Source organism: Acidisoma sp. C75 (assembly GCF_054665095.1).
Genome location: NZ_BAAFHD010000001.1, coordinates 12,137 through 37,453, shown reverse-complemented (window position 1 = coordinate 37,453; position 25,317 = coordinate 12,137). Strand labels below are relative to the sequence as shown.

The following is a 25,317-nucleotide window of genomic DNA, read 5'->3' as shown; positions in this document are numbered from 1 at the left end:
GGGGCGACCGGGCAAGGCCGCCCTTCCTTCGCCCGCGATCTGCCGCGACGGGGGAGGAAGACCGGATGAGCGATGCCACCGAGAATGCCGGCAAATCCCCCGGTATCGAGCCCTATACCGCGCCCGCCGGCGGCTGGGGCGCGCTGCGCGCCGTCGCCCGCGCGCTCCGCGAGCAGATGGATACCGTCTCCGGCGGCAAGCTGCTGCTGAGCAACAACCAGCCCGGCGGCTTCGATTGCCCGGGCTGCGCCTGGCCGGACCCGAAGCACACCTCGACCTTCGAATTCTGCGAAAACGGCGCCAAGGCAGTTTCCTGGGAAGCGACCAAGAAGCGCGCGACGCCCGAGGTCTTCGCCCGCCACACGGTGAGCGAGCTGCTCGGCTGGAGCGATCATGAGATCGAGAATCTCGGCCGCCTCACCCATCCGCTGACCTATGACCGGGCGAGCGACAGGCTCGTGCCAATCGGCTGGGAGGCGGCCTTCGCGCGGATCGCCGCCCATCTCAACGCCCTGCCCGATCCCAATATGGCGGAGTTCTACACCTCGGGCCGCGCCTCCAACGAGGCTGCCTTCCTCTACCAACTCTTCGTCCGCGCCTATGGCACCAACAATTTCCCCGACTGCTCCAACATGTGCCACGAGGCCACGAGCGTCGGCCTGCCGGAATCGATCGGCATCGGCAAGGGCACGGTCAGCCTCGAAGATTTCGACCATGCCGATCTCATCCTCTCGATCGGCCACAACCCCGGCACCAACCATCCGCGTATGATGCGCACGCTCCGCGAGGCGGCGCGGCGGGGGGCGCCGATCGTCGTGCTCAACCCGCTGCGCGAGCGCGCGCTGGAACGCTTCGCCGATCCGCAGGCGCCGGTCGAGATGGCGACCTTCAGCGCGACGCCGATCGCCAGCGTCTATCACCAGGTGAAGGTCGGCGGCGATGCGGCCGCCCTCAAGGGCATCATGAAGGCCCTGCTGGCCCAGGATGCGGCAGACCGCGCGGCCGGCGGAGCGGGCCTGCTGGACCGTGCCTTCATCGCCGAGCACACGATCGGCTTCGAGGCCCTGCGCGCCGATCTGGAGGCGACCGGCTGGGAGGCGATCGAGCGGATCTCCGGCCTCAGCCGCGCAGCACTCGAAGAGGTGGCGGCGCTCTACGCCAAGGCGCGGGCCGTCATCGCCTGCTACGGCATGGGCCTCACCCAGCATGCCCATGGCACCGAGAATGTGCAGCAGTTGGCCAATCTGCTGTTGCTGCGCGGCAATATCGGCAAGCCCGGCGCCGGCATCTGCCCCTTGCGCGGGCATTCCAACGTGCAGGGGGATCGCACCGTCGGCATCGACGAGAAGGCGCCGCAGGCGCTGCGCGAAGGGATCCGCCGGGTCTTCGGCTTCGAGCCGCCGGAAGCCCATGGCCATGATGCGGTGCAGGCGATCAAGGCGATGGCGGAGGGGCGCGCCAAGGTGATGGTGGCGCTGGGCGGCAACCTCGCGGTCGCCATGTCCGACACCGAGACGAGCTTCGCCGCCATGCGCCGCCTCGATCTCGCGGTGCATATCGCGACCAAGCCCAACCGCTCCCACCTGCTGCTCGCCCGCGAGGTCATCATCCTCCCCTGCCTCGGCCGCACCGAGATCGACATGCAAGCGGGCGGCCCGCAGAGCGTCACGGTCGAGGATAGCATGTCCATGGTCCATGCCTCCGCCGGCCGGCTGCCGCCGCCTTCGCCCGAGGTGCGCTCGGAACCCGCGATCATCGCCGGCATCGCGCGCGCCACCTTGGGCGACCGCTACGGCATCGACTGGGAAGGCTTTATCGCCGATTACGACCGGATCCGCGATGCGATCGCGGCGGTGTTTCCGGCCTTCGCCGATTTCAACCGCCGGGTGCGCGAGCCGGGCGGCTTCCGCCTGCCCCTGGCCGCGGCCGAGCGGCGCTGGCAGACGCCGTCCGGCCGGGCGGAGTTCCGCCTCTTCCCCGGCTTGCAGGAAGATCCGCGCGCGGCGGATGCGGAGGCGCTGACGCTGACGACGCTGCGCAGCCACGACCAGTACAACACCACGATCTACGGGCTCGACGATCGCTATCGCGGCGTCTTCGGCCGGCGGGACGTGATCTTTCTGCATGCCGAGGATATCGCCGCCCGCGGCTTCGCACCCGGCGACGTGGTGGATGTGGCGGCGGTGCCGCCGAGCGGGGAAGCGCCCCGCCCCGGCGCGGTGCTGCGCGGGGTCACGCTCGTCGCCTATGATCTGCCGCGCGGCTCGGCCGCCGCCTATTACCCGGAGGCGAATGTGCTGGTGCCGCTCTCCCATATCGACCGGCGGAGCGGCACGCCCTCCTACAAATCGATCCCGGTGCGGATCCGCCCTGCGGCCGGGGGCGCTTCAGCCGCCACCTGACACGCGCGGCCTCACCCGCCGGGGAGCGCCCGCGGGCGGAGGCGGTTGAACCCCGTGACCGCCAGGGCGCAGATCAGCATGCAGACCGCCATGGCGCGGGGCGAGGCATCGCTCAGCTCCCCCACCATCATGCCGCTCACCGCGCCGATCGAGAATTGCAGCGTGCCGGTGAGCGCCGAGGCGACGCCGGCATTGGCATGCTGGCGGGACATGACGGCGACGGTGCCGTTCGGAAAGACGCAGCCGAGGGAGCCGACGGCGATGAAGAGGCCGATCAGCGTCGGCACCAACCCGGCGAGGCCGAGGAGCGCCAGCAGCGAGAGATAGACGGTGGCGGAGAGCAGCGTCAGCACCGCGGCGTTCAGCGTGCGGTCGATCCCGAAACGGCTGGCGAAGACGCGGCCGTTGAGCTGGCTCGCGACGATGAGCGCGAAGCCGTTCAGGCCGAAGATGCCGCCATAGACGATGGGGCTGACGCCGAAGCCCTTTTCGAAGACCAGGGGCGAACCGCCGAGATAGGCGAAGAGCGTGGCGCTTGCGAAGGCAACGGTGAGCGCCGCGGGCAGGAAGCTCCGATCCCGCGCGACCTGGCCGTAGCGGCGGATTACGCTGAAGAGCCCGTGGCGGACGCGCAATTCCAGCGGCAGCGTATCGGGCAGCAGCCAGACGACGAGGGAGAGGTTGAGGACGCCATAGACCGCCTGCACCCAGAAGATGCCGCGCCAGCCCACCCAGCCGAGCACGACGCCGCCGAGCGCCGGGGCGAGGATGGGCGAGACGCCCATGACCAGCATGAGTTGCGCCATCATGCGCGCGGCCCCCGGCCCGGTCGCCAGATCCCGCACCACCGCCCGCGGCACCACCATGGAGGAAGCGCCGCCGAGGGCCGCGAGGAAGCGGAAGACCGAGAAGGAAAAGAGCCCTGGGGCGAGCGCGCAGCCGACGGTCGCGACGGTGTAGAGCGACATGCCGACGACGAGCGGCGCCTTGCGGCCGAGACGATCCGCCAGCGGGCCGAGGATGAGCTGGCCGAGGGCGAGGCCGAGGAAGAAGGCGGCGAGCGTGATCTGCGCGCCACCGCGCACCGCCCCCAGCTCCCGCGCGATCTGCGGGAAGGCCGGCAGATACATATCGATGGAGACGGAGCCGACGGCGGTGAGGAAGCCGAGCAGCGCAGGCAGCCAGACAGGGACGATCATTATCCCTCTCTCGCACAGCTCTTCTGCGCGCGGAGGCTCGAATTTACGACATCAGCCTTGCCGGCCGCCCGATTGCCCGCGGCGAGCTTCTTGCCGCAGGCGATCGGACAGGCCGCTTGGGCCAAGGCTCAGGGCGCGGTGAGCGCGCCACCCGCGGCACCGATGCCGCCACCGATCAGCGCGCCGGTGCCGGCATTCCCGCCCGTCACGGCACCGACGGCGGCGCCCGCGCCCGCGCCCAGCGCACCGCCGGTCAGCGCGCGCGTCAGCGGCGAATGGCCGCAAGCGGAGAGCGACAGGGTGGCAGCGCCGAGGCCGAGGCCGATGAGGGCCGCACGCAGCGATGGGATTGTCATGACATACTCCTTTCTTTGAAGACTTTCGCTTGGCTCATCAGCGTGAAACACGCCCCTGCATCTTGGGCGCCTCACGCTTTTGACAAGCGGCGGGGGCGGCCATACCCCGCGAGATAGGCCGGCACGACCATGCCGATCGGCGTGGGCGTGATTCCGAGCGCAGCGAGGCCGGGCAGCAGGGCGCTGGCCACGTTGTCGCTTTTGAGCATGGTGAGCTGATCCGTCGTCAGCAGCTTGCCGGGCAGCCGTTCCAGGATCCGCGCCTGCAAGGCGGCGAGCGCGGGGGGAATGGCGACCAGCGGCCGCGGCCGACCGGTCTGCTTCAGGATATAGGCCAGGAGGTCGCGGAAGCTCAGCACCTCGGGGCCGCCGAGTTCGTAGAGCCGGGGCGCCGTATCGGGCAGCGCCAGCGCCGCCATGATGGCGGCCGCCACATCCCCGGCATAGACCGGCTGAAACAGCGTGCCGCCGGAGATCACCGGCATCACGGGCGAGATCTGGGCCAGGGCCGCGAAACGGTTGAAGAAGGAATCCTCGGGCCCGAAGACGATCGAGGGACGCAGGATGACGGCGCGCGGAAAGCTTGCGGCGATCGCCGCCTCACCCGCCGCCTTGCTGCGCGCATAGCCGCTCTGGCTGGTGCCGGAAGCGCCGATCGCCGAGAGATGCACGAGGCGGCTGACCCCGGCGCTCGCCGCGGCATCGCCGACCAGCCGCGGGCCGGTGCCCTGGATGCGGGCGAAATCCCCCCGCTTGCCCTCGGCCAGGATGCCGACGAGGTTGACCACCACCTCCGCCCCGGCGACCGCGCGCGCGATCGCCCCGGCATCGGTGATGGGCGCGTAGAGCGGCACCACCTGCCCCGGCCGGCCCATGACGCGGAGCAGCATCGCCTGCTCCGTATTGCGGGTGGCGACGCGCACCGTGTAGCCGGCCTGGACGAGCAACGGCACCAGATGGCGGCCGATGAACCCGGCGCCGCCGAAAACCGTTGCAATCTTAGGCGCGTTGGCAAGCATTTCGCTCTCCTTGGAGTGGGATCGGACAAAACTTTTGCGTCAGGATAATGGCGCGTCAGAGCAGCCCTCAAGCTGGCGCGCGGCTCGCCCCTCGCCCCTTGGCGACAAGGGCGGTTGACGCGGGGGCCGGCGCGGTCTACATGGCCGCCCACCGCAGCATTGCCCAGATGGCGGAATTGGTAGACGCGCAGGTTTCAGGTACCTGTGACCGCAAGGTCGTGGAAGTTCGAGTCTTCTTCTGGGCACCATCCTCTCTTTCGAGAGCTTAGCGGTTCCGAGCATCGGTGCGTGCAGTTTTCGCCGCATCCGCCTCGTGGACGCGGCGCGTAAACCATGAAACATAGCGCGCGTGCCGAGGCCCCGGGAGGCCGCGCGGCGCGGCGGATGAGACAGGGTCTGAGCATGAGCGCCTTTGCCGATGATTTCTTCACCGAATCGCATGTGCCGGGCTTCGTGCCGCCGGTCCTGCCGAGCGAGCGGCCGCAGGAGGCGATGGACATCGCCGACCGGGTGGCCCGCCACTGGCAGAGCCGCGAGACCGGCCCGCTGCGCCCGGGCTCGGCCGAACATAAGCGGGAGGTCCACCGCATGTTCGAGGAGACCTTCAACCCCTACCGCCCGTCCGTCATTCCCTGGCCGAAGCTCGACCCCGAGACCCTGCACCGGGTAACCTCGCTGCCGATCTGGGACATCGCGGTGCAGACCGAGGGCAAGGCGCGGCTGCGCATGGCGGCCTATGCCGGCGCCCTCTCCGATCCCGACATGCGCCAGGCCCTCGCGCTCAACGCCTGGGAGGAGAACCGGCACAAGGAAGTGCTCTCCAAGCTCGTGGAAGCCTATGGCATCCCGCTCGCCTCCGAGCCGCCCTACAAGACGCCGAAAGATACCGAATGGGCCTATCTCGTCACCGGTTTCAGCGAATGCGTGGATAGCTTCTTCGCCTTCGGCCTCTTCGAGGTGGCCAAGCGCTCGGGCTTCTTTCCGCCGGAACTGATCGAGACCTTCGAGCCGGTGATGCAGGAGGAATGCCGCCATATCCTGCTCTTCGCCAATTGGCTCGCCTGGCACCGCGCGAGCCTGCCCTGGTACAAGCGCCCCTGGTTCGAAATGCGGGTCTGGGCGGTCTGGGCCTTCCTCGGCTACGAGCGGATCGGCCTCGCCCGCGGCATGGATGCGGACGGGCGCGAAACGAAACAGGACAATAATTTCACCGTGACGGGCGCTCAATCCGTCAGCAACGTCGATATCGGCGTGGTCGATCTCATGGAGGTCTGCCTCGCCGAGAACGACCGCCGCTTCGCGGGCTACGATCCGCGCCTGCTGCGGCCTACGACAATGCCAATGCTGACCCGCCTTTTTGTCAAGGTAATGAAAGCCGTCAAGCGTCGCAAAGGCTGAGGGCCACGGCCTCGCGATTCACCCCCCACGCGCCGGCCGGACTGCTCTAGGCGGTTGATTTTGCAAGCGCGTCGGGCATGGCTGCGGCTTGCCCCTGGGGCGCGTGGCGCTGCGCGGACTGCCGCGGACGAAGCCCCAAGGAGCGGCGATCACGCTCGGCGCTGCACCGCAACATCGGCACCGGAGACCCGGCTCCGGCATGACCAGATGTTGACAAGCGACTTCCCGAATGAAACCTTTCGATGGCGTGATCGAAATCCGAAGCGTCGCGCGCTTCGGATTTCCGACACCGGCGCCAGCCGGTCATGCAGAAACAGCCGCCTGACCGCAACAGGCGGCTGTTTCTTTGTCCGGGCGATCCGCCGCCGATCGATCAGGCCCGCGCCAGGGCCTGGCTGAGATCGGCGAGGATATCGTCCGGATGTTCGAGGCCGATCGAGAGGCGGATATAGCCGGGGGTCACCCCCGTCTTTGCCTGCTCCTCCGGGGTCAGTTGGGAATGCGTGGTGGTCGCCGGATGGATGGCAAGGCTGCGCGCATCGCCGATGTTGGCGACATGGTAGAAGAGGCCGAGCGCATCGATGAAGCGCGCACCGGCCGCGGCGCCGCCCTGCAATTCGAAGCCCACCAGCGCGCCATAGCCGCCCCGCAGATAGGCATCCGCCCGCGCGCGGAGCGCCCCTTCCTGCAAGCTCGGATGGATGACGCGAATGACCTTGGGGTGGTCTTTCAGGAAGCCGGCAACCGCGAGCGCATTGGCATTGTGCTGGCGGATGCGCAGCGGCAGCGTCTCCAGCCCCTGGATGAGCTGGAAGGCGTTGAAGGGGGAGAGCACCGCCCCCAGATCGCGTTGCAGCACGACGCGGGCGCGCAGGATATAGGCGATCGGGCCGAGGGGCTTCGCCGCCTCGATCCAGACCGCACCGTGATAGCCGGCATCGGGCTCGGCGAGCAGGGGGAAGCGCGCGCGATGCGCCTCCCACGGGAAATTGCCACCATCGATGATGACGCCACCGATCGAGGTGCCGTGGCCGCCGATATATTTCGTTGTCGAATACATCACGATCGCGGCGCCATGGTCGAAAGGCCGCACCGTCAGCGGCGCCGCGGTATTATCGACGATCAGCGGCACGCCGAGCCGCCGGCCGATGGCCGCGACCTCGCCGATCGGGAAAACCTCGAGCTTCGGATTGGGCAGCGTCTCGGCGTAATAGGCGCGGGTGCGGGCGTCGGTCGCGCGGGCGAAGGCTTCCGGCTCGGCCGGGTCCACGAAGCGCACCTCGATCCCCATCCGCTTCAAGGTATTGGCGAAAAGCGCCCAGGTGCCGCCGTAAAGATCGGTGGAGCTGACAATATTGTCCCCCGCTTCGGCGATATTGAGGATGGCGAAGGCGGAGGCCGACTGGCCGGAGGAAAGTGCCAATGCGGCGACACCGCCTTCGAGCGCGGCGAGCCGCTGCTCCAGCGCGTCCTGGGTCGGGTTCATGATGCGGGTGTAGATATTGCCGAGTTCCTGCAGCGCGAAGAGACGCGCGGCATGGGCGGTATCCTGGAACTGGTAGGAGGTCGTCTGATAGATCGGCACCGCGACGGCGCCGGTCGCCGGGTCCGCCCGGTAGCTGCCGCCGTGCAGCGCGAGCGTCTCGGGCCGCCAATGGGCGCGCGCCTCGGCCCGCGCGGGGGGCTGGCCGGCCGGCTCTGTTTCATCAACCATGACTGCGCGCCTTTTCTTTTCTGTTGGGTGGGGCTGGCGGAGGGACGATTTCACCCCGCCGCCGGAAAGTCAAAGGCGCGGGCGGCGGGGGATAGAGGGCGCTGCTTGACCCTCCGCCGCCGCCATGCGCCAATGCCGCGATGCGCGCCCTGCCCCGGCTGATCGCCCGCTCTCTCCTCGCCCCGCTCGCCCTCGCCCTGCTCGCAGCCGCCGGCTGCACGAGCCCACCGGCGCTCTATCCGCATCCCTTCATCGGCCGGCAAAGCGAGGCCGCGGCCGCAGCTGCGGCGACCCCCGAGACCGCCGCCGCCTTCAGGGCGCGGCACATCACCGATCCGGCGCCGCGCAAGGCAGCCGGCCTCGCCGAAGCCTATATCGCCGCGCAGCTGGAACACCCGAGCAGCGCGCAGTTCACCGGGCTGTTCGAATCGACCGGCAAGAGCCCCGCGGTCTGCGGCTTCGTGCGCGACGAGGGGCGGGATGGCGCCGCCACCGGCTGGCGCCCCTTCGTGGTGGAATGGACGAGAGCTTTCGCCAAGGGCGAGAGCGTGAGCGGCAGCGCGGAGGCCGAAACCGCGCTCGCCAGGCTCTGCGGGCCGATGCCCCCGCCGGCCGCGGGCGCCGGCGGATAAAGCTCGCGGCTGGAGCAGCGCCGTCCGGTCAGGAAACCGGTTTCCAATAATCCCGGAAAAAGCCGCGATCGTCGAGCGGTGCCGGCCGGCCCGCCACCGCCTTGCCGCCCTGGCAGGCCCAGGCATAGGCCGTATCATGCCCGGTGACGAAGGCGGGCACCACGGCACCATCCTTCTGGGCGGCGCACCAGCTATCGGCGGCGGCCGAGGTGGTGAGCCGATCGGCCTTGCCGCAGGGCAGATTGGCCCCTGCCGTGCAGATCAGGGTTCGGCCGGCATCGCAGCGATAGACCGTGGTTTCCGCGATCACCGAAGCCGGCATGCTGGCCGAGAGCCCGAAGGCCCGCCGCGCCGCGGGCACGAGGCCGGGCGGCAGCGGGCGCATGGTATCATCCGTCTGCCCGGCAGCGCAGGCGGGCGGCGCCTGCCCGGCCGCTTGCGCCGCCGCGGGCCCCGATGCCGCGAGCAACGCCAGCACTGGCAGCAGGAGCGCGGCGAGGACGAGGAGCGGCAGGCGGAAGCGGGCGCGCGGGAGGGGCATCAGGAACTCCGCAAGGATTGGTCCGCGATGACGGTCAAGCCCGGATGGCCGCAAAGCGCCGTCACCGGCCAGGCAGGATCGGGCGTGCCGGCCAGGAAGGCGGCCAGCGCCTCCGCCTTGGCGGCGCCCGAGACGAGCAGGAGGATGTGGCGCGCGGCGCGGATCATGCCGATCCCCATGGTCAGCCCATGCGTCGGCACGGTGAAGGCATCGGCGAAATAGGCCGCGTTGGCGGCGCGCGTCTCTTCCGTCAGCGGCACCACATGCGTCATCGCCGACCAGTCGGCGCCCGGCTCGTTGAAGGCGATATGGCCGTTGCCGCCGAGGCCTAGGATCGCGAGATCGAGCCCGCCGCGCGCCGCGACGGCGGCATCATGGGCGCGGGCTTCGGCTGCGATATCGGGCGCATCCCCCGCGAGCAGCCGGACATGATCGGCCGGCACATCCGCCGCATCCAGGAAATGCCGCCGCAGGAAGGCGGCGAAGCTGTGGCTGTCGGCCGGCGGCACGCCGACATATTCATCGAGGTTGAAGTAATAGGCGCCGGCGAGCGACGCCGCCCCGGCATCGCGCGCCGCGAGAAGCTGCTGGTAGAGGCCGACCGGCGTCATGCCCGTGGGCAGCGCGACCGCCGCATCCGGGGTGCGGGCGAGGTGCCGTGCCACGGCAGCGGCGGCTTCGCGCGCGAAGGCGGCGGGGCTATCGGTCCAGACCAGGTGCATCGTCATCCCATTCCACGAAGGCTCGGGGTTCTTCTAAAGCAGATCCGGGGCGGAGGAAATCATCTGGCCCAGGGGCAAGATGCTCGCACAAACAACAGGCTAGAGCCGAGGGACAGCCCGCCTGAGCGCGCCGGCCGCAAGCGCGCAGGCCGATCAGACCACGCTCGCGCGCGCCGCCGGGCGCGGCCCGCGGGCGTAGGAGCGCCATTCCCAGAGTGCGACGATCACGAGGAGGAGGCTGGTCATGCCATTGAGCGCGAGCAGGCCGAAGCCGCCGCCAGCCAGAGCCGCGAGCGCCAGCAGCGCCAAGCCGACGAGATGGGAGAGCGGCAGACGCCCGGCGACGAGACCCTTGAAGCCGATGGAGCCGAGCAGGTAGAGCGCCGGCGCGGCGAGCACCACCGCCCTTGCCATCGGCGCGCCCAGGGCATGCGGCGCCGCCATCGCCAACTCATCGGCGACCGCGCCGAGGATGACCGCCGCGACGATCACCGCATGCAGATAAGTATAGACGATGCGGGCGATGCGCCCGGGATCGGCCGCCGTGGCAATATGGCGGCTGCCATGCTCCGCCCCGCGATCGAAATAGAGCCACCACATGGCCGCGGTGCCGATGAAGGCGGCGGCGAAGGCCGCCCAGAGGCTGGGCGACCAGGTGGCGCCGGAGAACGCGGCCCCGGTGACGGTGATCGATTCGCCCAGCGCGATGAGCACGAAGCCGCCGCAACGCTCAGCCAGATGCGCGCCATCGACATCCCAATCGGCGGTGGTGGAGCGGCCGAGCCCCGGCACCCAGAAGCCGGCCCAGGCGGAGCCGAGATCAAGCGCGAGCGCGAGGAGCCAGAGGAGGAAGCGCGCCTCCCCCGCGAGCAGGCCGCCGAGGAGCCAGAAGACGGCGCTCGCCATCGCCCAGAGGCTGATGCGCTGGAAGTTGCGTAGATTGGCCCCGCCATGCGGCCCGAGCGCCCAGACCATGAAGAGCGGACGGCCGACCTGCATGGCGGCGTAGGCGAGCGCGAAGCCGAGGCCACGGCCGCCGAAGGCCAGCGGCAGGCAGCCGGCCAGCACGAGCCCTCCCGCCATCAGGGCGAGCAGCATGATGCGGACGGCCGGGCGATCCGGATCGAGCCAGTTGGTGACCCAGGAGGTATCGATCCAGTTCCACCACACCGCGCCGAAGAGCAGCAGCGCCTCCGCCGCATTGCCGGCATCGGGGTGCGGCAGCAGGATGTGGGAGAGCTGGGTGACGGCGAAGACGAAAACGAGATCGAAAAACAGCTCGGTATTCGTGACGCGCGCCTGCCCCGCGCCATCCTCCCCGGAGCCCGCGCGCAGCCGGCGAAGATCGGCACGCGGGCCGCGGCGAAGCAGGGGGGCGAAAAGGCGCGTGGCATCCGGCACGGCAGGGCCTCCGATCGGGCGGTGAACGCAGCGGGGCTCAGCGTGCCGCCGCGCGACCCTCCGAGCTTGCCGCCGGAGAGCGGTGCGGCACAAGCCGAGGCGTGGATCAGGCCGGCAGGCGGGCGCGGCGGGGCGCCGAGGCCGGCGCCGCTGTGCCCCGCCCGTCCGCCAGCAGGCCGGTGAGCAAGGTGCGATGCTGCGCGGCCTGCGCGCCGAGCAGCCCATGCGCGCCGAGCGCCGCCCGCCCCGCCTCGGCCAGAGCCTGCCGCTCGGCCGGATAGCGGATGAGGCGGGAGAGCGCCTGCGCCCAGGCCCCCTCGCCCTCCGCAAGCCAGGCGCCGGCGCCGAGGACCGGCGCCTCGTAGGGCGCGCGACGGGAAGCGACGGTTGCCAGGCCCAAAGCCGCGTAATCGAGCAGCTTGATCGGCGATTTGCAGCGATTGAACGGGGTATCGACCAGCGGCGCGAGGCCGATGGACCAAGGCGCGGCGCGCTGGCGATCGGTCAGCCAGGCGACGAAGGCCGGGTAGGAGCGGCCCGCGGTGCGCGGCACCTCCACGCGGTTGAGGAAAGGCGGCAGCGCACCCGGCGGCTGCACGCCGACGAGATCGATCGCGATGCGATCCCCGAAGCTTTCGTGCAGCCGGCGCAGCGCGGGCAGGATGAGGGCGAGATCGGCGGCATGCGTCGCCGTTCCCATGTAGAGCAGGCGAAGCGGCCGGGCGGCCACGCCCGCCACCGCGAGGGCCGAGGCTAGGCCCGAGGGCCCGTCCGCCCCGGCGAGCCAGAGCCGTTCGTCGAGCCCGTTCGGCACGATGCGGATGCGCCCGCGCCCGCCCCGCACGAAGGGCGCGAGCCGATCGGCGAGGACGGGGGTTGAGGCATGGACCGCCGAGGCCCCGGCCAGCAGGCGGAGCACGGCGGCGCGGCGGCCGCGCAGGCGCTCGGCCTCGGCATGGTCGGCCGGTATTTCGACCAGATCATCGTCGAGATCGTAGATCACCGGGGCGCCGATTGCTGCGGCATGGGCGAGGAGCGCGCCGGCGGCGCCCTCCTCCGCCACCGCATGGCGGTGCAGCACGAAGAGATCGGGGCGGAGGCGCAGCGCTTCCTCCCCGGTCGCCAGGGTCAGCTCGACATCCCCGGCGATCTCGGGATGGGTGAGCGGCAGCAGGCCGCGGATATAGGCGCAGGCGCTCATCAGCCCGAATTCGAGCCGCTCCGGGATCAGCACCACGGCGATGCGGCCGGGGGCGCGCAGATCGGTGATCCGCGCCGCCGCCTGCCGCCCGCCCGCCGCCCGCCGCAAGGGCGCGTAGTAGCGATCGGGGTAGAAGGCAGCGGGCTGCTCTCGCGCGGGGACGGGCGCGGCCGAGGGCGGCAGCGCCGCCTTCGCCGGGCCACGGCGGGCGGCGGCGCGGCGCGGCGCCTCGCCGCCCGGCGGCCGGGCGAGGGCGAGAAGTGCCGCCATCACCGCCTCCGCCCCTGCTTCCGCCGGGATCAGCCGCGCCGCCGGATAGGCCGCGAGGCGATGCGGAAAGGCGCCAAGATCGGGGGCGAGGATCGGCCGGCCGGCGCGGATCGCCTGGGTCAGCGTATAGCTCCAGGTTTCCGGCCAGGTGGCGGGGAACCAGATGACCTCGGGATCGGCGGCCTCGATCAGCGCCGGCAGGTCATCCGGCTCATAGGCGCCGGTCTCGCTGAAGGCGGCGCGCGCCGCTTGCGGCAGCGGCCGCTCCGCCCGGCCGATGAGGGTGATGGCGATGCGCCGCGGCCCCATCCGCTCGGCGAGTTCGGCGACGCGCGACGCCCCCTTATGCGCCGCCAGCACGCCGAGCACGGCGACGCGCAGCGGCGCCGCGCGCGGGCCTTGGCCGCCGCTATCGGCGCCGATCCCCGTCGTCATCCCAGGGCCGATCTCCGGCCCGGTCCTCCTGCCGCTCCCAGAGAGCGGCGGCCGCGCGGGCACACCCGGCAGCAAGCTCTCTGGCATCACTTCGAGCGGGGCGAGCACCGCCCGCGCGGCGAGGCCATAGCGGGCGAGCCGCGCGATACTGTCCTCCGTCGCGCAGAGCACCCGGTCTGCCAGGCGGAAGAGCCAGGCATGTTCGGCCCGCCAGCCAAGGATATCGAGGGCGGCAGTCTCCTCCCCCGCCTGGATGCAGCGATCGCAGATGGCGGGCGCCGGCTCCCCGCAATAGGGCCCATCTGGCACCGGCAGCAGGTTGATGCGCGGGCAGAGCGCGAACCAATCATGCAGCGTGACATCGAAGGGCAGGTCGAGCGCGTGGATGAGAGCGCGCAGATCGAGCTTGAGCCCGACCCAGTGCTGCACATGCACGCGGACGATGCGGAGCGGCGCGAGCAGGCGCAGCAGATCGGCGAGCAGCAGCGCGCGGCCCTCCGTCTCCATCTCATCCCGATCGCGCAGGCGGCCTGTCTCCTTCTCCCGCTCGGCGACTTCCGGGAAGGGGATGAAGAAATCCGGATGGTCCGGTGCAGAGGGCACGGTGAGGCGCACGCCCCGCCCATCCATGGTGGAGCGAAGGGCGAGGATATTGGCGATCCCCGCCGCATCCCCGGCGAGACCCTGCACATATTGGCCGACGCCCCCCTCATGGGCATGCTGGATCATGAGCAGCGTCGGCAGCCCATTGGTCGCGAACAGCTGCAGCGTCGTCGCGATGCGGTAGGGCCGTGCCTCATCCAGCCGCACATGCAGGCCGACGCGCTGGCGGTATTCCGGCCAGCGGCGATCGAGCAGCGCCTCATGCGCCGCGCGCTCTGGCGCATCCTGCCCGAAGCTCACCTCGCCCTTGTGATAGACGAAGAGATCGCAGGCGAGGCGGTGATGCCAGCCGGCGCGGCTCGCCCGCATGCAGAAATCACTCTCCTCGCCGTAGCCGCGGCCGAAGGCCACCGCGTCGAAGAGCCCGACCTCGGTGAGCGCCGCGCGACGCAGATAAAGGCAGAAGCCGACGGTGACGGGCACCGGCACCGAGCGCCCGTTATTGGCCGCGCGCGCCGCAGCATCCAGCCGCTCCAGGCTTTCGCCGAAGGGCAGCGGCCCGCCCTTGAGCGAGGGGTAGGAGCAGAGCGTCGCGTCATTGGAGAAGGGCGAGACGCTGGCGATGCGTGGCCCCGCATAGGCGTGGCCGGCGAGCCGGGAGAGCCAGCCCGCGGGCACTTCCGTATCAGCGTTCAAGAGCACGACATCCCGCGCCCCCGCCTCCTCGATGCCGCGATTGATGGAGGCGACGAAGCCGAGGTTGCGCGGATGGCGGATGAGGTGGATGAAGCGCCGCGCCGCGAGACGATCAAGATAGCGGGAGAGAGCGGGCTCGGGCGAGAAATCGTCGATCACCGTGATGCGGTGCAGCGGGCCGCCGAGGCCGGGGCGCCGATCCCGCAACAGGCTGGCGAGGCAGCGGCGGGTTTCGGCGAAGCCGCGATAGACCGGCAGGATGACATCGACGGCCAACCCCTCCGGCAGGCCGAGCGGGCCGCCGAGCGCCGGCATCGCATCCTCGATCCGGAACTGCCGCTCGGTCGGCAAGCCTTGCTGGCGGCCGTGGCGGAGATGGTAGAGGAGCGGATCATCCGCCGCTTCCGGCACTTGGTTGACGTAGAAGTTCACGTCGAAATGCGGATGCGGGTTGCGCCCTTCCTGCGCGCCGAAGAGCACGAAATGCAGCAGCGGATTGAGCCCCGCCTCCAGCACATCCGGGTTCTGCAGGAGATACCAGGAGGTGGAGAAGAAGGCGTTGGGGTCCCGCCCCTCATAGGCGCCCCAATGGCGGTAATGGTGGAAGGGATCGACGCCGGCCGCCCGGATATCCGCATAGGTATCGAGGTAGAAGGCGGCGTCGAAATAACGCGCCTCGATCTCCTCGCTCACGGTCGGTCTTTCACTCAGCGCGGCCTCCTCGGCGGATGGCGGATCATCCGCCGGGCAGCATCTTACTACCATCCCCTTGGTAAAATACTGAGAGCCGCCCACCGCCATCGGCCCCGGGCCCAGGATTACCGCTCCAGGATGGCTGCCCTGCCGCCAGCCGCGCGAAACTTTGCGCTCGATCAAAGAATGACAGCGCCCGCCCTGCCTTGATCCGGCCATCGAGACGAGGGAGACAACGATGACATCGATGATCATGACGGCAGCGGCGATGGGGCTTCTGGCGCTCGGCGGCGCGGCCTTGCGGCCCGGCGCGGCCCAGGCACAGAGCGCCCCGGCGCCCGGCCCTAGCGCGACGACGGCACCGGCCGAGCCGGGCGGGCTCTTCGGCGCCGCGCCCCGGCCCAAGCGGGCGGGCACCTTCGAGGTCAGCCTCGGCGCGATCGGCGTCATTCCCGAAACCTCATCGAGCCATATCACCCCGATCGGCGGCGGGGTGAACGCCTCGGGCGGCGTCTCGCCCGAGCTGACGCTGAGTTATTTCGTGACCGATCACTGGTCCCTGCAACTCATCGCCGCCAGCACGCATCACCGCATCTCGGCCGGCGATAGCGCGCTCGGCCATGTCGATGTCGGCTCCGCCTGGGTGCTGCCGCCGACGCTCACGCTTGACTACAACTTCATGCCCGACCGCCGCTTCAGCCCCTATGTCGGCCTCGGCCTCACCGTCGCCTTCTTCTACGCGACGAGCCCTTCCGAGCCCGTGATCCAGAAGTTCAACCTGACGACTGCCGTGGGGCCCGCGATCGACCTCGGCTTCGACTACGCGCTGAGCGGCCCGTGGTACGCCAATTTCGACGTGAAGCAGATGTTCCTTGAGACAAGCGCGAATATCACGAGCGCGGTCGGCCCGGTAAAGGCGACGACCTGGCTGAACCCCACGGTGGTCGGCGCCAGCATCGGCTACCGCTTCTGAGCACCCTGCGCACGACCGCCCGCCATCAAGCCCGCCTGCCGCACCAGGGCGACGAGGGGGGTGATATCGAAGATCTCCTCCCCTTCCCGCCCGATCGGCAGCAGCGGGCGGATGGCGGCGGCGAGGGCGCGCAGCCCCGACCCGATCGCCTCCAGCGGGATGCCCCGCCGGTCGATCGCCCAGACCGCGCAGATCACTTCGAGCGTCACCACCGTCCAGGCCGGGCCGAAGCTCCGCACCGTCTCATGCACGGATTGCGGCGCATTGCCGGCGACATCCTCCACCCCATCATCCACCTGGCCGGAATAGTTCAGCAGCGCAGGCGCGGCGGCCTGCCGCACGGCCGAGACATTGGCCGCCGCGATATGGCCGAGATTGAGGAACTGCACCCCGCCGATGGCGCCGCCCTCCGCCGCGAGACCCGTGGGCAGGCCGGAAAACCCCGGCCATTGCTGCTTGTGGATGCGCTGGCCGGCCGCCTCGATGACCTTCGCCATGGCCTGGCGCAGCATATCGAGCGCGAGGCAGGCGGCGGTTGTCTCCATATTGCCATGCGAGAGGAAGCTGTCGCTCGCGGTCTCGATCAGCGGATTGTCACAGGCGGCCGATAGCTCGGCCTCGATCACCGCATGCGCGAAATCATAGGCCGCTTCGGCCGCTCCGTGGATTTGCGGGATGCAGCGAAAACTCAACGGGTCTTGCAGCAGCCGCGCCTCCCCCGGCTGCCAGAGCCGGCTTTCGGTGAGCGCCTGACGCAGCGCGTGGCCGGTGCGGATCTGCCCCGGCTGGCCGCGGGCGCGATCCACCTCCTCCCGCCAGGCGGTGAGATTGCCGCGAAACCCCTCGATGGCCAGCGCCCCCGCGAGCGTCGCCGCATGCAGCAGCGCCCGGCTCTCGGCCAGGGCGAGCGCCGCCTCGGCCAGCATCAGGCTGTTCGAATTGAGCAGCGAGAGCGCTTCCTTGGCCGCGAGCGGGCCGATCGGCCGCGGCCCCGCGCCGCCCGCGCCGAGGCCGCGCTTGCCCGTCAGCGGTACTGCGAGCTGGCTCATGCCGACGATATCGGAGGCACCGAGCGAGGCGCCGAGCCGGGCTTGCGGCAGATCGTCGCTCGCCAGCCGCGCGAGCAGGCTTTCCACCAGCGCCGGGCGTATGCCCGACCGACCGCGCGCGAAAAGCGCAAGCTGGATCGCGAGCGCGCCGCGCACCACCTCGGGCGGGGCATCGGGGCCGGGGGCGATCGTCGCATGCCCGGTGATCATGAGCGTATTGTAGCGGCCGATCGCCGCCCGGCTGACGCCGAAATCCTTCTGGCTGCCGACGCCGGTGGTGATGCCATAGGCGGGCAGCCCCGCCTCCACCACCCGCTCGACCACCGCGCGGGCGCGGCCGACCGCCTCCCAGGCCTCGGGCGAGAGCGTGACCCGCGCCTCCCCCCGCGCGGCGGCGACAACCTCGGCCAAGGTCAGCGGCGCCGTGCCGAGCACGATGTCGGATCGTCCGGAGGAGACCGTTCCGGCCTCTGAAGCTATCGGCATGGGACCTCTTGGTGCGAGAGAATGTGTGTGGGAATCCGCTGGAATAGCCATACCCGCGTCATGCCCGGCTTCACGCCGGGCATGACGAATGGGACGAAGGCTTCTGCATCATTGTGACGGGCGCGCGGTTGATGAGACGATGCACGAGGCGGCGTGGCGCCTACTGCTCCTCGGCCTCGAGGGCGGGATACTCCGCCTCGATCTCGAGCAGCGTGGAGGCTTCCGCCTCCTCCACCTGTTCGAGCGTCCTGAGCTTGCGCCCCACCGCCCGCGCCCGGGTGCGCGCGCTCTCGATCGTGTTCGACATGGCGCTTGCATTCTTGGCGAGCTTGCCGAGCACGGCATCCATCTTCACCATCTCGGTCTTGGTGGCGCCGAGCAGGATGCGGATCTGGTCCGCCTTCTCTTCGAGGGCGAGCGTCACGTGGCCGAGCTGGACGGTGCGCAACAGCGCGGGGAAGAGGCTGGGCCCGAGGATCATCACCCGGCATTCGCGGCTCATCTCCTCCAGCAGCCCGGGCACGCGGGCGACTTCGGCATAGAGCCCGTCTGTCGCGAGGTAGAGCACGCCGAATTCGACCGTCACCGGCGGGTTGATGTATTTCTCGGCGATCTTGCGGCATTCGTCGCGCAAGCGCCGTTCGAGCCCCCGGCGGGCGGCGCGCTCGGCCTCGCCATCGCCGGCCTCGACCGCGGCGACCAGACGCTCGTAATCCTCGACCGGGAATTTCGCATCCACCGGCAGCCAGACGCGGGCGCCGCCGCGCATCGGCATGGCGACCGCGAAATCGACCATATCGTCGGTCTCCTCGCGCAGTTTGCGGTTGGCCTCGAAACTGCCGGCGGGCAGCACGTCTTCGAGCATGGCGCGCAACTGCGCCTCGCCCCAGCCGCCGCGCGTCTTGACATTGGTGAAGAGGCGCTTGATGTCGCCGATCTGGGTGGTGACGGCCTGCACATCGCCGAGCGCCTTCTGCACGGCGGCGAACTGGTCGATCACGCGGGCGAAGCTCTGCTCCATCTGCTTCTCGACCGCCGCATGCAGTTGCTCGTTCACCGTCGCCTGCATCTCGGCGAGGCGCTTCTCGTTGCTTTCGCGCAAGAGGGTGAGCTGCTGATCGAGGGCGGCGGCCGCGCGGCGCTGCTCTTCGAGCGCCTTGTCCCGCATCGCATCCATCGCGAGGGCAACCTTGCTCGTCGCCTCGGTGATCTGCTCGAAGGCTTTGGCGAGCGCGCCGGTGGTGCCGGTCTGGATCGCGGCGGCGATGCCGCGCTCGGCATTGGCGATGTGCAGGCGCGTGGTGTCCTGCTCGGCGCGCAGCCCCTGGAGGATCTGTTCCGAATGCAGGCGGAGGCGCTCGGCCGTGCCTTCCCCGCCCGCGGCGGCGGCGCGCGCAGCGAGGAAGCCGAGGAGGCCGAGGACGAGGCCGATGAAGCCGAGGAGGAGGGCGATGAGATCAGCGATCATGCGGAGCCTTCTACCGCGCCGCCGCCGCGCCCGCCATCACCCATGCCGCGCGCCCCCGCCCTCAGACCATCACCTTCACATAGGAACCGGGCGCGTCTTCGATGATAGTGACGTTCTGGCCCGGCATGCGCGCGGGCACGGTTTCCGGCGCCAGCCGCGCGACCCAGCGCTGCCAGTCCGGCCACCAGGAGCCGGCGATCTCGACCGCGCCTTCTTCCCAGGCCTCCGGCGTTTCCGGCGTGTCGTTCGAGACCCAATGGCTGTATTTGCCCGAATTAGGCGCATTGACGACGCCCGCGATATGGCCCGAGGCCGCCAGCACGAAGCGCTTCTGCCCCTTCATGTATCGGAGCCCGGCATAGGTGGAGCGCCAGGGCGTGATATGGTCCTCCCGCGCCGCCAGCATATAGATCGGCAGGTTGACGCGGCCGAGATCGATCGGCACGCCGCAGAGGCTGATGCCGCCCGGCTCGCGCAGCTTGTTCGCCTGATACATGTTGCGCAGATAGAAGCTGTGCATGGCCGCCGGCATGCGCGTGCTGTCCCCGTTCCAGTAGAGCAGATCGAAGGGGAACGGCTCGTTGCCGAGAAGGTAGTTGTTGACGACGAAAGACCAGATGAGATCGTTGGCGCGGAGCATGTTGAAGGTCTGCGCCATTTCGGCGCCTTCCAGATAGCCGCGCTTGTTCATCTTCTCTTCGAGCGCCTGGATCTGCTGCTCGTCGATGAAGACGCCAAGCTCCCCCGCCTCGGTAAAGTCGATGAGCGTGACGAGGAAGGTGGCGGAGCGGATGCGCTTATCCTTCTTCACCGCCATATAGGCGAGCGTCGAGGAGAGCAGCGTGCCGCCGAGGCAATAGCCGATGGCGTTGATCTCCCGCTCCCCGGTGATGCGCTCGATCGCATCGAGGGCGGCGAGGATGCCCTCCTGCATGTAATCCTCGAAATCCTTGGCGGCGAGTTCCTCGTCCGGATTGACCCAGCTCACCATGAAGACGGTGTGGCCCTGGGAGACCGCCCAGCGCACGAAGCTGTTCTTCTCCCGCAGGTCGAGGATGTAGAACTTGTTGATCCAGGGCGGGATGACGAGCAGCGGGCGCTTCAGCACCGTCTCGGTCGTCGGCGCGTATTGGATGAGCTGCATGAGCGGCGTCTGCCAGACGACCTTGCCGGGGCTCGTCGCGATATTCTCGCCCAGGCGAAACGCTTCCGTATCGGTCATGCGGATGCGCAGCCGGCCGCGCCCGCGTTCGAGATCGGAGAGCAGGTTGGTGAGGCCGCGCAGCAGGTTCTCGCCACCGGTTTCGACCGTGCGGCGCAGCACCTCGGGGTTGGTCATCACGAAGTTGGACGGGCTCAGCGCATCGACGAATTGGCGCGAGTAGAAATCGACCTTCTGGGCGACCTTCGGATCCAGCCCATCGACATCCTTCACCACCTCCTGCACGAAGCGGGCCGAGAGCAGGTAGCTCTGCTTGATGAAGTCGAAAATCTCGTTGTCCTGCCAGGCGCCATCCTTGAACCGCCGATCGCGCGGATCAGCGGTGATCACGGGGTCGGTTTCGATCCCCATGATGCGGCGCGTGGTATTCTGCCAGAGCGCCATATAGTCCTGCCAGAGCCCCATCTGCGCCTGCATCAGCCGGGCGGGATTGGCCATGAGGCGGGCGGTCATCTCCAGGAAGGCCGCGCCGATATTGAGCGGATCGGCCCCGGCCGGCGCGGCCGCGCCCTCATTGCCCTGGCGCTTCAGCCAGCCGGCGATGATGCGCTGGGAACGCTCGGCGATATCGGCCATGGTGCTGCGCACGCGTTCAGGATCGGGCAGGCGGATATCCTCGATCCCGGGCTTCTCGCTATCCGCCATGAGACGATCCTTTCCGGCTGTCTTTGCTTGGGTTAGATCAGGCTCCGCCAGATCAGGACGGGATGCCTCATGTTTCCAGCCAATTCAGAGGGTAAGCCCCGGCAGGCGCGGGTTCAACCCACCGCCGTCACAGGGTCGCCCCGCGCGGGGCGGCGGTCAGCCGCTTCGAGCGGGCTTCTGCTCGCCCTGCTGCTCGGCGGCTGCGCCGGGCACGCGCCCTCGGCCAATCCGGTGAGCTGGTGGCACAATCTCGAGGGCGGGGAGATCGCCCAGGACAGGCCGCCGCCGCCCTTGGCGACCGCGCCCTATCCGCATATCGCCGCCAATCCGGTGCGGCCGGCGGGCATGCCCGATTGGGAATGGCAGGATCTGCAGGCGACCCTCGCCGCGCAAGGTGCCGCCGCCCACCAATATGCGGCAGAAAATCCGATCCCGGCGCTGAGCCATACCGCGCCGATCGCCGCGACCCCAGGCGCCGCCCCGCCGAGCTCATCCTCGCCGGTCGCCTCCACGCAGGACGCCTCCACGCAGGGCGCCGGGGGCACACCGACCCGCACGACGCCCGTGAAATCCGCGGCCGGAACCCCATCCCCCGCCGCTGCCGCAGAGACCGCGCAGATGGGGGGCGCGACAGGTACGAGCATGGCCGTCACCCCCGGATCGGATGCCGATGCCGCGGCGATCCGCCGCCTTGCCGCGGCCCAAGGCCCGGCCGGCGCGGCGGCCGCACTGCCGCCGGCGGCGACCGTCGCCGCGGCGACCGCCGCCGCCGAGCAGCCGCCGGGCGCCGCCGGCAGCGGCACGCCAAACGGCGCCGGCAGCGGCATCACCTTCGATACCCCAACGCCCCGCCCGAGCGGCGCCGGGCCCGCGCAAGTGCCGGTGACGGCCAGCGGCAAGCTCGCCAGCACGACGCAGCCCTTCGACGCGAATAACGGCCTCAGCGTGCCCGGCGCGCTCGCCCCTGAAACGCCGCTCTCCGCGCTCCAGGCAGGCGCCCCCGCCCTGCCCCATAGCGTGCCGGCGCCGCCCGCGGTGCCGGGCTTCGCCATTCCCGTGGTGCCCAGCACCTACGCGCCGCCCAAGGCCGCGCCCGAGCCCGCAGCCTATCAGCCGCCGCCACCCCTGCCGGACGTGCCGCCGGTGCTCGTCTCCTTCCCGGCCGGCACCGCCCGGCTCTCCCCCCCCATGCAGCGGGCCTTGCGCAAACTGCTCGACAACCGGGGCAGCGCCCATATCGCCGTGGTCGGCTTCGGCGATGCGCCGAGCAGCGCGCTCGCCGCCCAGTCGGCCGCCCTGCCGCTCGCGCTCGAACGCGCCCGCGCCATCCTAGTGCAACTGCGCGCGGATGGCGTCAGCGCCGGCGAGATCAGCACCTCGGCCGAGGCCGAAGGCAGCGGCGGGCTCGTTCGATTGGTGGATTGAGAAATCGGCGGATTGAGCAGGCGCGCATTTGCGCGTAACGCCTTCCTCCCCAGCCGCCTTCTTTTCGGGTTCCGCATCATGACCGAAGAATTCCATCGTATCCGCCGCCTGCCGCCCTATGTTTTCGCCGTGGTCAACAAGGCCAAGGCGGAAGCGCGCGCCGCCGGCGCCGATATCATCGATCTCGGCATGGGCAACCCCGATAGCCCGACGCCGCCGCATATCGTCGCCAAGCTCGTGGAAGCGGTGCAGGATCCGCGCACCCACCGCTACTCGGTCAGCCGCGGCATCACCGGGCTCCGCCGCGCGCTGGCCGGATACTACCAGCGGCGCTTCGGCGTGACGCTCGACCCCGAGACCGAGGTGATCGCGACGCTCGGCTCCAAGGAAGGGCTCGCCAATCTGGCGGCGGCCATCACCTCCCCGGGCGACACCATCATGGTGCCGAACCCCTCCTACCCCATCCACCAGTTCGGCTTCATCATCGCGGGGGCTGGCGTCCGCTCGATCCCGGCGACGCCGGATGACACGATGCTCGCCGCGATCGACCGCGCGGTGCGCCATTCCGTGCCGAAGCCGACGGCGCTGATCGTCAACTTCCCCTCGAACCCGACGGCGCATCTCGCCTCCCTCGATTTCTACAAGGAGCTGGTGGCGCTCGCCCGCCGGCACGAGTTCTTCATCCTCTCCGACCTCGCCTATGCCGAGCTTTATTTCGATGGCGAGCCGCCGCCCTCGGTGCTGCAGGTGGATGGCGCGAAGGAGGTGACGGTCGAATTCACCAGCATGTCCAAGACCTATTCCATGCCGGGCTGGCGCATGGGCTTCGCCGCCGGCAACCAGCGGCTGGTGACGGCGCTGACGCGGATGAAATCCTACCTTGATTACGGCGCCTTCACCCCCATCCAGGTCGCCGCCGTGACCGCGCTGAACGGCCCGCAGGATTGCGTGGAGCAGGCCCGCCAGCTCTATCGCGAGCGGCGGGACGTGCTCATCCCCGGCCTCGCCGCCGCCGGCTGGCAGGTGCCGAGCCCCGCCGGCTCGATGTTCGCCTGGGCGCCCATCCCGCCGCGCTACGCCCATCTCGGCAGCCTCGATTTCTCCAAGCTGCTGCTCGAGCGCGCGCAGGTCGCCGTCGCCCCCGGCATCGGCTTCGGCGAGCATGGCGATGGCCATGTGCGGATCGCGCTGGTCGAGAATACCCAGCGGCTGCGCCAGGCGGTGCGCAATATCCGCGCCTTCCTCGGCCAGGACGGCAACCATCCGCCGGCCCCGGCAGGGGCACCCGCCGCCGCCGCGCCCGTGGCGCAGGCCCCGGCATGAGCGCGCCTGACAAGACGGCGCTTCGCGTCGGCCTCGCCGGGCTCGGCACGGTCGGCGCCGGCACGCTTGCCCTGCTGCGGCAGAATGCCGGGGTGATCGCGGCCCGCGCCGGGCGGCCCATCACGGTGACCGCTGTTTCCGCGCGCGACCGTGGGCGCGACCGCGGCATCGCGCTCGACGGGCTTGCCTGGCACGAGGACCCATCCCGCCTCGCGGCCGATCCGGCGGTCGATGTTTTGGTCGAGGTGATCGGCGGGTCGGAAGGGGCGGCGGCGGATGCGGTGCGCGCCGCCATTGCCGCCGGCAAGCCGGTGGTGACGGCGAACAAGGCGCTGCTCGCGCTGCATGGCGCCGAGCTTGCCCGCGCGGCCGAGGCAAAGGGCGTGACGCTCGGTTTCGAAGCGGCGGTCGCCGGCGGCATCCCGGCCATCAAGGCGCTGCGCGAGGGCCTGGCGGCCAATGAAATCCGCGGCATCTCCGGCATCCTCAACGGCACCTGCAACTACATCCTGACGGTGATGCGCGAAGAGGGCCGGGATTTCACCGAGGTTCTGGCCGATGCGCAGAAGCTCGGCTATGCCGAGGCCGATCCTTCCTTCGATATCGACGGCATCGACGCCGCCCATAAGCTCGCCATCCTCGGCGCGCTGGCCTTCGGCCGGCCGGTGGATTTCGCCGGGCTGCATGTGGAGGGCATCCGCCGCGTCTCGGCGCTCGATATCGCCTTCGCCCGCGAGCTTGGCATGCGCATCAAGCTGCTCGGCATCGCGCGCCGCGAGCCGGGCGGCGTCTCCATGCGCGTGCATCCGGCCATGGTGCCGGAGCGGGAGGAGATCGCGCAGGTCGATGGCGTGTTCAACGCCGTGGTGGCCGAGGGGGATGCGGTCGGCCGCGTCATGCTCATGGGGCGCGGCGCCGGCGCCGGGCCCACGGCTTCCGCCGTCGTCGCTGATCTCATCGATCTCGCGCGTGGGCGTCTCACCCCGATCTGGGGCACCGAAGGGCATGCGCTGGAAGCCCTGCCCGCCCAGCCGATGGCCGCCCATCAGGGCGCCTATTACCTGCGCCTCATGGTGCTCGACCGGCCGGGCGTGATGGCCGATGTGACGGCCGTGCTGCGGGACGAGGGCGTCTCGCTGCAATCCATGCTCCAGCATGGCCGGGCGCCCGGCGAAGCGGTGCCGATCGTGCTCGTAACACATGAGACCCAGGAAGCCGCGATGATGCGGGCGTTGGCGCAGATCGCGGCCCTCTCCAGCGTGCTTGAACCCCCGGCGCTGATCCGCATCGGCGCGGTGTGATGGGGCGGGCTTCGCCCTGATTTTCCGAATCGCCCGCGGCTGCGCTAGGCTCGCCCTCGCGCCGCAGAGCCGAGGCAGGCCCGGCTTCATGCCAGGCAGCGAGCCCGTCGCGCGGCGCGGAGACGGGTAGATCCACGCCGCTG

General features: G+C 70.1%; 18 protein-coding genes and 1 tRNA gene. 8 read left to right on the top strand and 11 right to left on the bottom strand.

Annotated elements, in window-relative coordinates; all coding sequences use genetic code 11:
* The first annotated feature begins 65 nt into the window (after positions 1-65).
* Complete coding sequence (locus tag ACYQ7X_RS00150; RefSeq protein WP_459694790.1) at positions 66-2,402, top strand: FdhF/YdeP family oxidoreductase; 2,337 nt, start codon at positions 66-68, stop codon at positions 2,400-2,402.
* Between the two features lie 11 nt (positions 2,403-2,413).
* On the opposite strand, the gene ACYQ7X_RS00145 is transcribed toward ACYQ7X_RS00150, so the two are convergent.
* The 3 genes from ACYQ7X_RS00145 to ACYQ7X_RS00135 all read right to left on the bottom strand — a co-directional run bounded on the left by ACYQ7X_RS00145 (position 2,414) and on the right by ACYQ7X_RS00135 (position 4,976).
* A complete protein-coding gene (locus ACYQ7X_RS00145; protein ID WP_459694789.1) occupies positions 2,414-3,601 on the bottom strand; it encodes a multidrug effflux MFS transporter in 1,188 nt (395 codons plus the stop codon).
* A gap of 128 nt (positions 3,602-3,729) precedes the next feature.
* Entirely contained in the window at positions 3,730-3,957 is a 228-nt protein-coding gene (locus ACYQ7X_RS00140) for a hypothetical protein (RefSeq protein ID WP_459694788.1), read from the bottom strand.
* Positions 3,958-4,028: 71 nt separating this feature from the next.
* The gene (locus tag ACYQ7X_RS00135; protein WP_459694787.1) at positions 4,029-4,976 is read right to left on the bottom strand and encodes a complex I NDUFA9 subunit family protein; all 948 of its coding nucleotides are present in this window, start codon (positions 4,974-4,976) and stop codon (positions 4,029-4,031) included.
* Between the two features lie 161 nt (positions 4,977-5,137).
* Here ACYQ7X_RS00135 and ACYQ7X_RS00130 point away from each other — a divergent pair.
* Both ACYQ7X_RS00130 and ACYQ7X_RS00125 read left to right on the top strand, forming a co-directional pair.
* A tRNA-Leu gene (locus ACYQ7X_RS00130) sits at positions 5,138-5,224 on the top strand.
* A 154-nt stretch (positions 5,225-5,378) separates the two neighbouring features.
* A complete protein-coding gene (locus ACYQ7X_RS00125; RefSeq protein WP_459694786.1) occupies positions 5,379-6,374 on the top strand; it encodes a ferritin-like domain-containing protein in 996 nt (331 codons plus the stop codon).
* A 373-nt stretch (positions 6,375-6,747) separates the two neighbouring features.
* On the opposite strand, the gene ACYQ7X_RS00120 is transcribed toward ACYQ7X_RS00125, so the two are convergent.
* On the bottom strand, positions 6,748-8,088 hold the full coding sequence (locus tag ACYQ7X_RS00120) for an O-acetylhomoserine aminocarboxypropyltransferase/cysteine synthase family protein (protein WP_459694785.1): 1,341 nt from the start codon (positions 8,086-8,088) through the stop codon (positions 6,748-6,750).
* Between the two features lie 140 nt (positions 8,089-8,228).
* Between ACYQ7X_RS00120 and ACYQ7X_RS00115 the strand changes: the two genes are divergently transcribed.
* Positions 8,229-8,720 (top strand): hypothetical protein, encoded by a 492-nt coding sequence (locus ACYQ7X_RS00115; RefSeq protein WP_459694784.1) that lies wholly within the window; start codon positions 8,229-8,231, stop codon positions 8,718-8,720.
* Between the two features lie 28 nt (positions 8,721-8,748).
* Here the strand turns inward: ACYQ7X_RS00115 and ACYQ7X_RS00110 are convergent, their stop codons facing one another.
* The 4 genes from ACYQ7X_RS00110 to ACYQ7X_RS00095 all read right to left on the bottom strand — a co-directional run bounded on the left by ACYQ7X_RS00110 (position 8,749) and on the right by ACYQ7X_RS00095 (position 15,282).
* Positions 8,749-9,261, bottom strand: coding sequence for a hypothetical protein (locus ACYQ7X_RS00110; RefSeq protein WP_459694783.1), 513 nt, complete (start codon positions 9,259-9,261; stop codon positions 8,749-8,751).
* On the bottom strand, positions 9,261-9,989 hold the full coding sequence (locus ACYQ7X_RS00105) for a 6-phosphogluconolactonase (protein ID WP_459694782.1): 729 nt from the start codon (positions 9,987-9,989) through the stop codon (positions 9,261-9,263). The genes ACYQ7X_RS00110 and ACYQ7X_RS00105 overlap by 1 nt, the downstream gene beginning before the upstream one ends.
* Before the next feature lie 147 nt (positions 9,990-10,136).
* Positions 10,137-11,384, bottom strand: coding sequence for a low temperature requirement protein A (locus ACYQ7X_RS00100; RefSeq protein WP_459694781.1), 1,248 nt, complete (start codon positions 11,382-11,384; stop codon positions 10,137-10,139).
* Positions 11,385-11,490: 106 nt separating this feature from the next.
* On the bottom strand, positions 11,491-15,282 hold the full coding sequence (locus tag ACYQ7X_RS00095) for a glycosyltransferase (protein ID WP_459694780.1): 3,792 nt from the start codon (positions 15,280-15,282) through the stop codon (positions 11,491-11,493).
* Between the two features lie 238 nt (positions 15,283-15,520).
* Here ACYQ7X_RS00095 and ACYQ7X_RS00090 point away from each other — a divergent pair, with 238 nt between their 5' ends.
* Positions 15,521-16,255, top strand: coding sequence for an OmpW/AlkL family protein (locus ACYQ7X_RS00090; protein ID WP_459694779.1), 735 nt, complete (start codon positions 15,521-15,523; stop codon positions 16,253-16,255).
* Here the strand turns inward: ACYQ7X_RS00090 and ACYQ7X_RS00085 are convergent.
* From ACYQ7X_RS00085 to ACYQ7X_RS00075, 3 genes are all read right to left on the bottom strand, one after another.
* Positions 16,243-17,790: an aromatic amino acid lyase gene (locus ACYQ7X_RS00085; protein ID WP_459694778.1), complete on the bottom strand. Its 1,548-nt coding sequence runs from the start codon at positions 17,788-17,790 to the stop codon at positions 16,243-16,245. The genes ACYQ7X_RS00090 and ACYQ7X_RS00085 overlap by 13 nt on opposite strands.
* Before the next feature lie 160 nt (positions 17,791-17,950).
* Complete coding sequence (locus ACYQ7X_RS00080; RefSeq protein ID WP_459694777.1) at positions 17,951-19,258, bottom strand: DNA recombination protein RmuC; 1,308 nt, start codon at positions 19,256-19,258, stop codon at positions 17,951-17,953.
* 61 nt (positions 19,259-19,319) lie between these two features.
* The gene (locus ACYQ7X_RS00075; protein WP_459694776.1) at positions 19,320-21,125 is read right to left on the bottom strand and encodes a PHA/PHB synthase family protein; all 1,806 of its coding nucleotides are present in this window, start codon (positions 21,123-21,125) and stop codon (positions 19,320-19,322) included.
* A gap of 69 nt (positions 21,126-21,194) precedes the next feature.
* On the opposite strand from ACYQ7X_RS00075, the gene ACYQ7X_RS00070 reads away from it, so the two are divergent.
* The 3 genes from ACYQ7X_RS00070 (at position 21,195) to ACYQ7X_RS00060 (ending at position 25,174) form a co-directional block, all read left to right on the top strand.
* Complete coding sequence (locus ACYQ7X_RS00070) at positions 21,195-22,550, top strand: hypothetical protein (RefSeq protein ID WP_459694775.1); 1,356 nt, start codon at positions 21,195-21,197, stop codon at positions 22,548-22,550.
* Between the two features lie 78 nt (positions 22,551-22,628).
* Positions 22,629-23,873 (top strand): LL-diaminopimelate aminotransferase, encoded by a 1,245-nt coding sequence (locus tag ACYQ7X_RS00065; RefSeq protein ID WP_459694774.1) that lies wholly within the window; start codon positions 22,629-22,631, stop codon positions 23,871-23,873.
* Entirely contained in the window at positions 23,870-25,174 is a 1,305-nt protein-coding gene (locus tag ACYQ7X_RS00060) for a homoserine dehydrogenase (protein ID WP_459694773.1), read from the top strand. Before ACYQ7X_RS00065 ends, ACYQ7X_RS00060 begins: the two co-directional genes overlap by 4 nt.
* Positions 25,175-25,317 lie beyond the last annotated feature (143 nt).

Coding starts and splice junctions, on each gene's coding strand:
- ACYQ7X_RS00150 (WP_459694790.1), top strand. CDS start 66: ATGAGCGATGCCACCGAGAATGCCGGCAAATCCCCCGGTATCGAGCCC.
- ACYQ7X_RS00145 (WP_459694789.1), bottom strand. CDS start 3,601: ATGATCGTCCCTGTCTGGCTGCCTGCGCTGCTCGGCTTCCTCACCGCC.
- ACYQ7X_RS00140 (WP_459694788.1), bottom strand. CDS start 3,957: ATGACAATCCCATCGCTGCGTGCGGCCCTCATCGGCCTCGGCCTCGGC.
- ACYQ7X_RS00135 (WP_459694787.1), bottom strand. CDS start 4,976: ATGCTTGCCAACGCGCCTAAGATTGCAACGGTTTTCGGCGGCGCCGGG.
- ACYQ7X_RS00125 (WP_459694786.1), top strand. CDS start 5,379: ATGAGCGCCTTTGCCGATGATTTCTTCACCGAATCGCATGTGCCGGGC.
- ACYQ7X_RS00120 (WP_459694785.1), bottom strand. CDS start 8,088: ATGGTTGATGAAACAGAGCCGGCCGGCCAGCCCCCCGCGCGGGCCGAG.
- ACYQ7X_RS00115 (WP_459694784.1), top strand. CDS start 8,229: ATGCGCGCCCTGCCCCGGCTGATCGCCCGCTCTCTCCTCGCCCCGCTC.
- ACYQ7X_RS00110 (WP_459694783.1), bottom strand. CDS start 9,261: ATGCCCCTCCCGCGCGCCCGCTTCCGCCTGCCGCTCCTCGTCCTCGCC.
- ACYQ7X_RS00105 (WP_459694782.1), bottom strand. CDS start 9,989: ATGACGATGCACCTGGTCTGGACCGATAGCCCCGCCGCCTTCGCGCGC.
- ACYQ7X_RS00090 (WP_459694779.1), top strand. CDS start 15,521: ATGACATCGATGATCATGACGGCAGCGGCGATGGGGCTTCTGGCGCTC.
- ACYQ7X_RS00085 (WP_459694778.1), bottom strand. CDS start 17,790: ATGCCGATAGCTTCAGAGGCCGGAACGGTCTCCTCCGGACGATCCGAC.
- ACYQ7X_RS00080 (WP_459694777.1), bottom strand. CDS start 19,258: ATGATCGCTGATCTCATCGCCCTCCTCCTCGGCTTCATCGGCCTCGTC.
- ACYQ7X_RS00075 (WP_459694776.1), bottom strand. CDS start 21,125: ATGGCGGATAGCGAGAAGCCCGGGATCGAGGATATCCGCCTGCCCGAT.
- ACYQ7X_RS00070 (WP_459694775.1), top strand. CDS start 21,195: ATGTTTCCAGCCAATTCAGAGGGTAAGCCCCGGCAGGCGCGGGTTCAA.
- ACYQ7X_RS00065 (WP_459694774.1), top strand. CDS start 22,629: ATGACCGAAGAATTCCATCGTATCCGCCGCCTGCCGCCCTATGTTTTC.
- ACYQ7X_RS00060 (WP_459694773.1), top strand. CDS start 23,870: ATGAGCGCGCCTGACAAGACGGCGCTTCGCGTCGGCCTCGCCGGGCTC.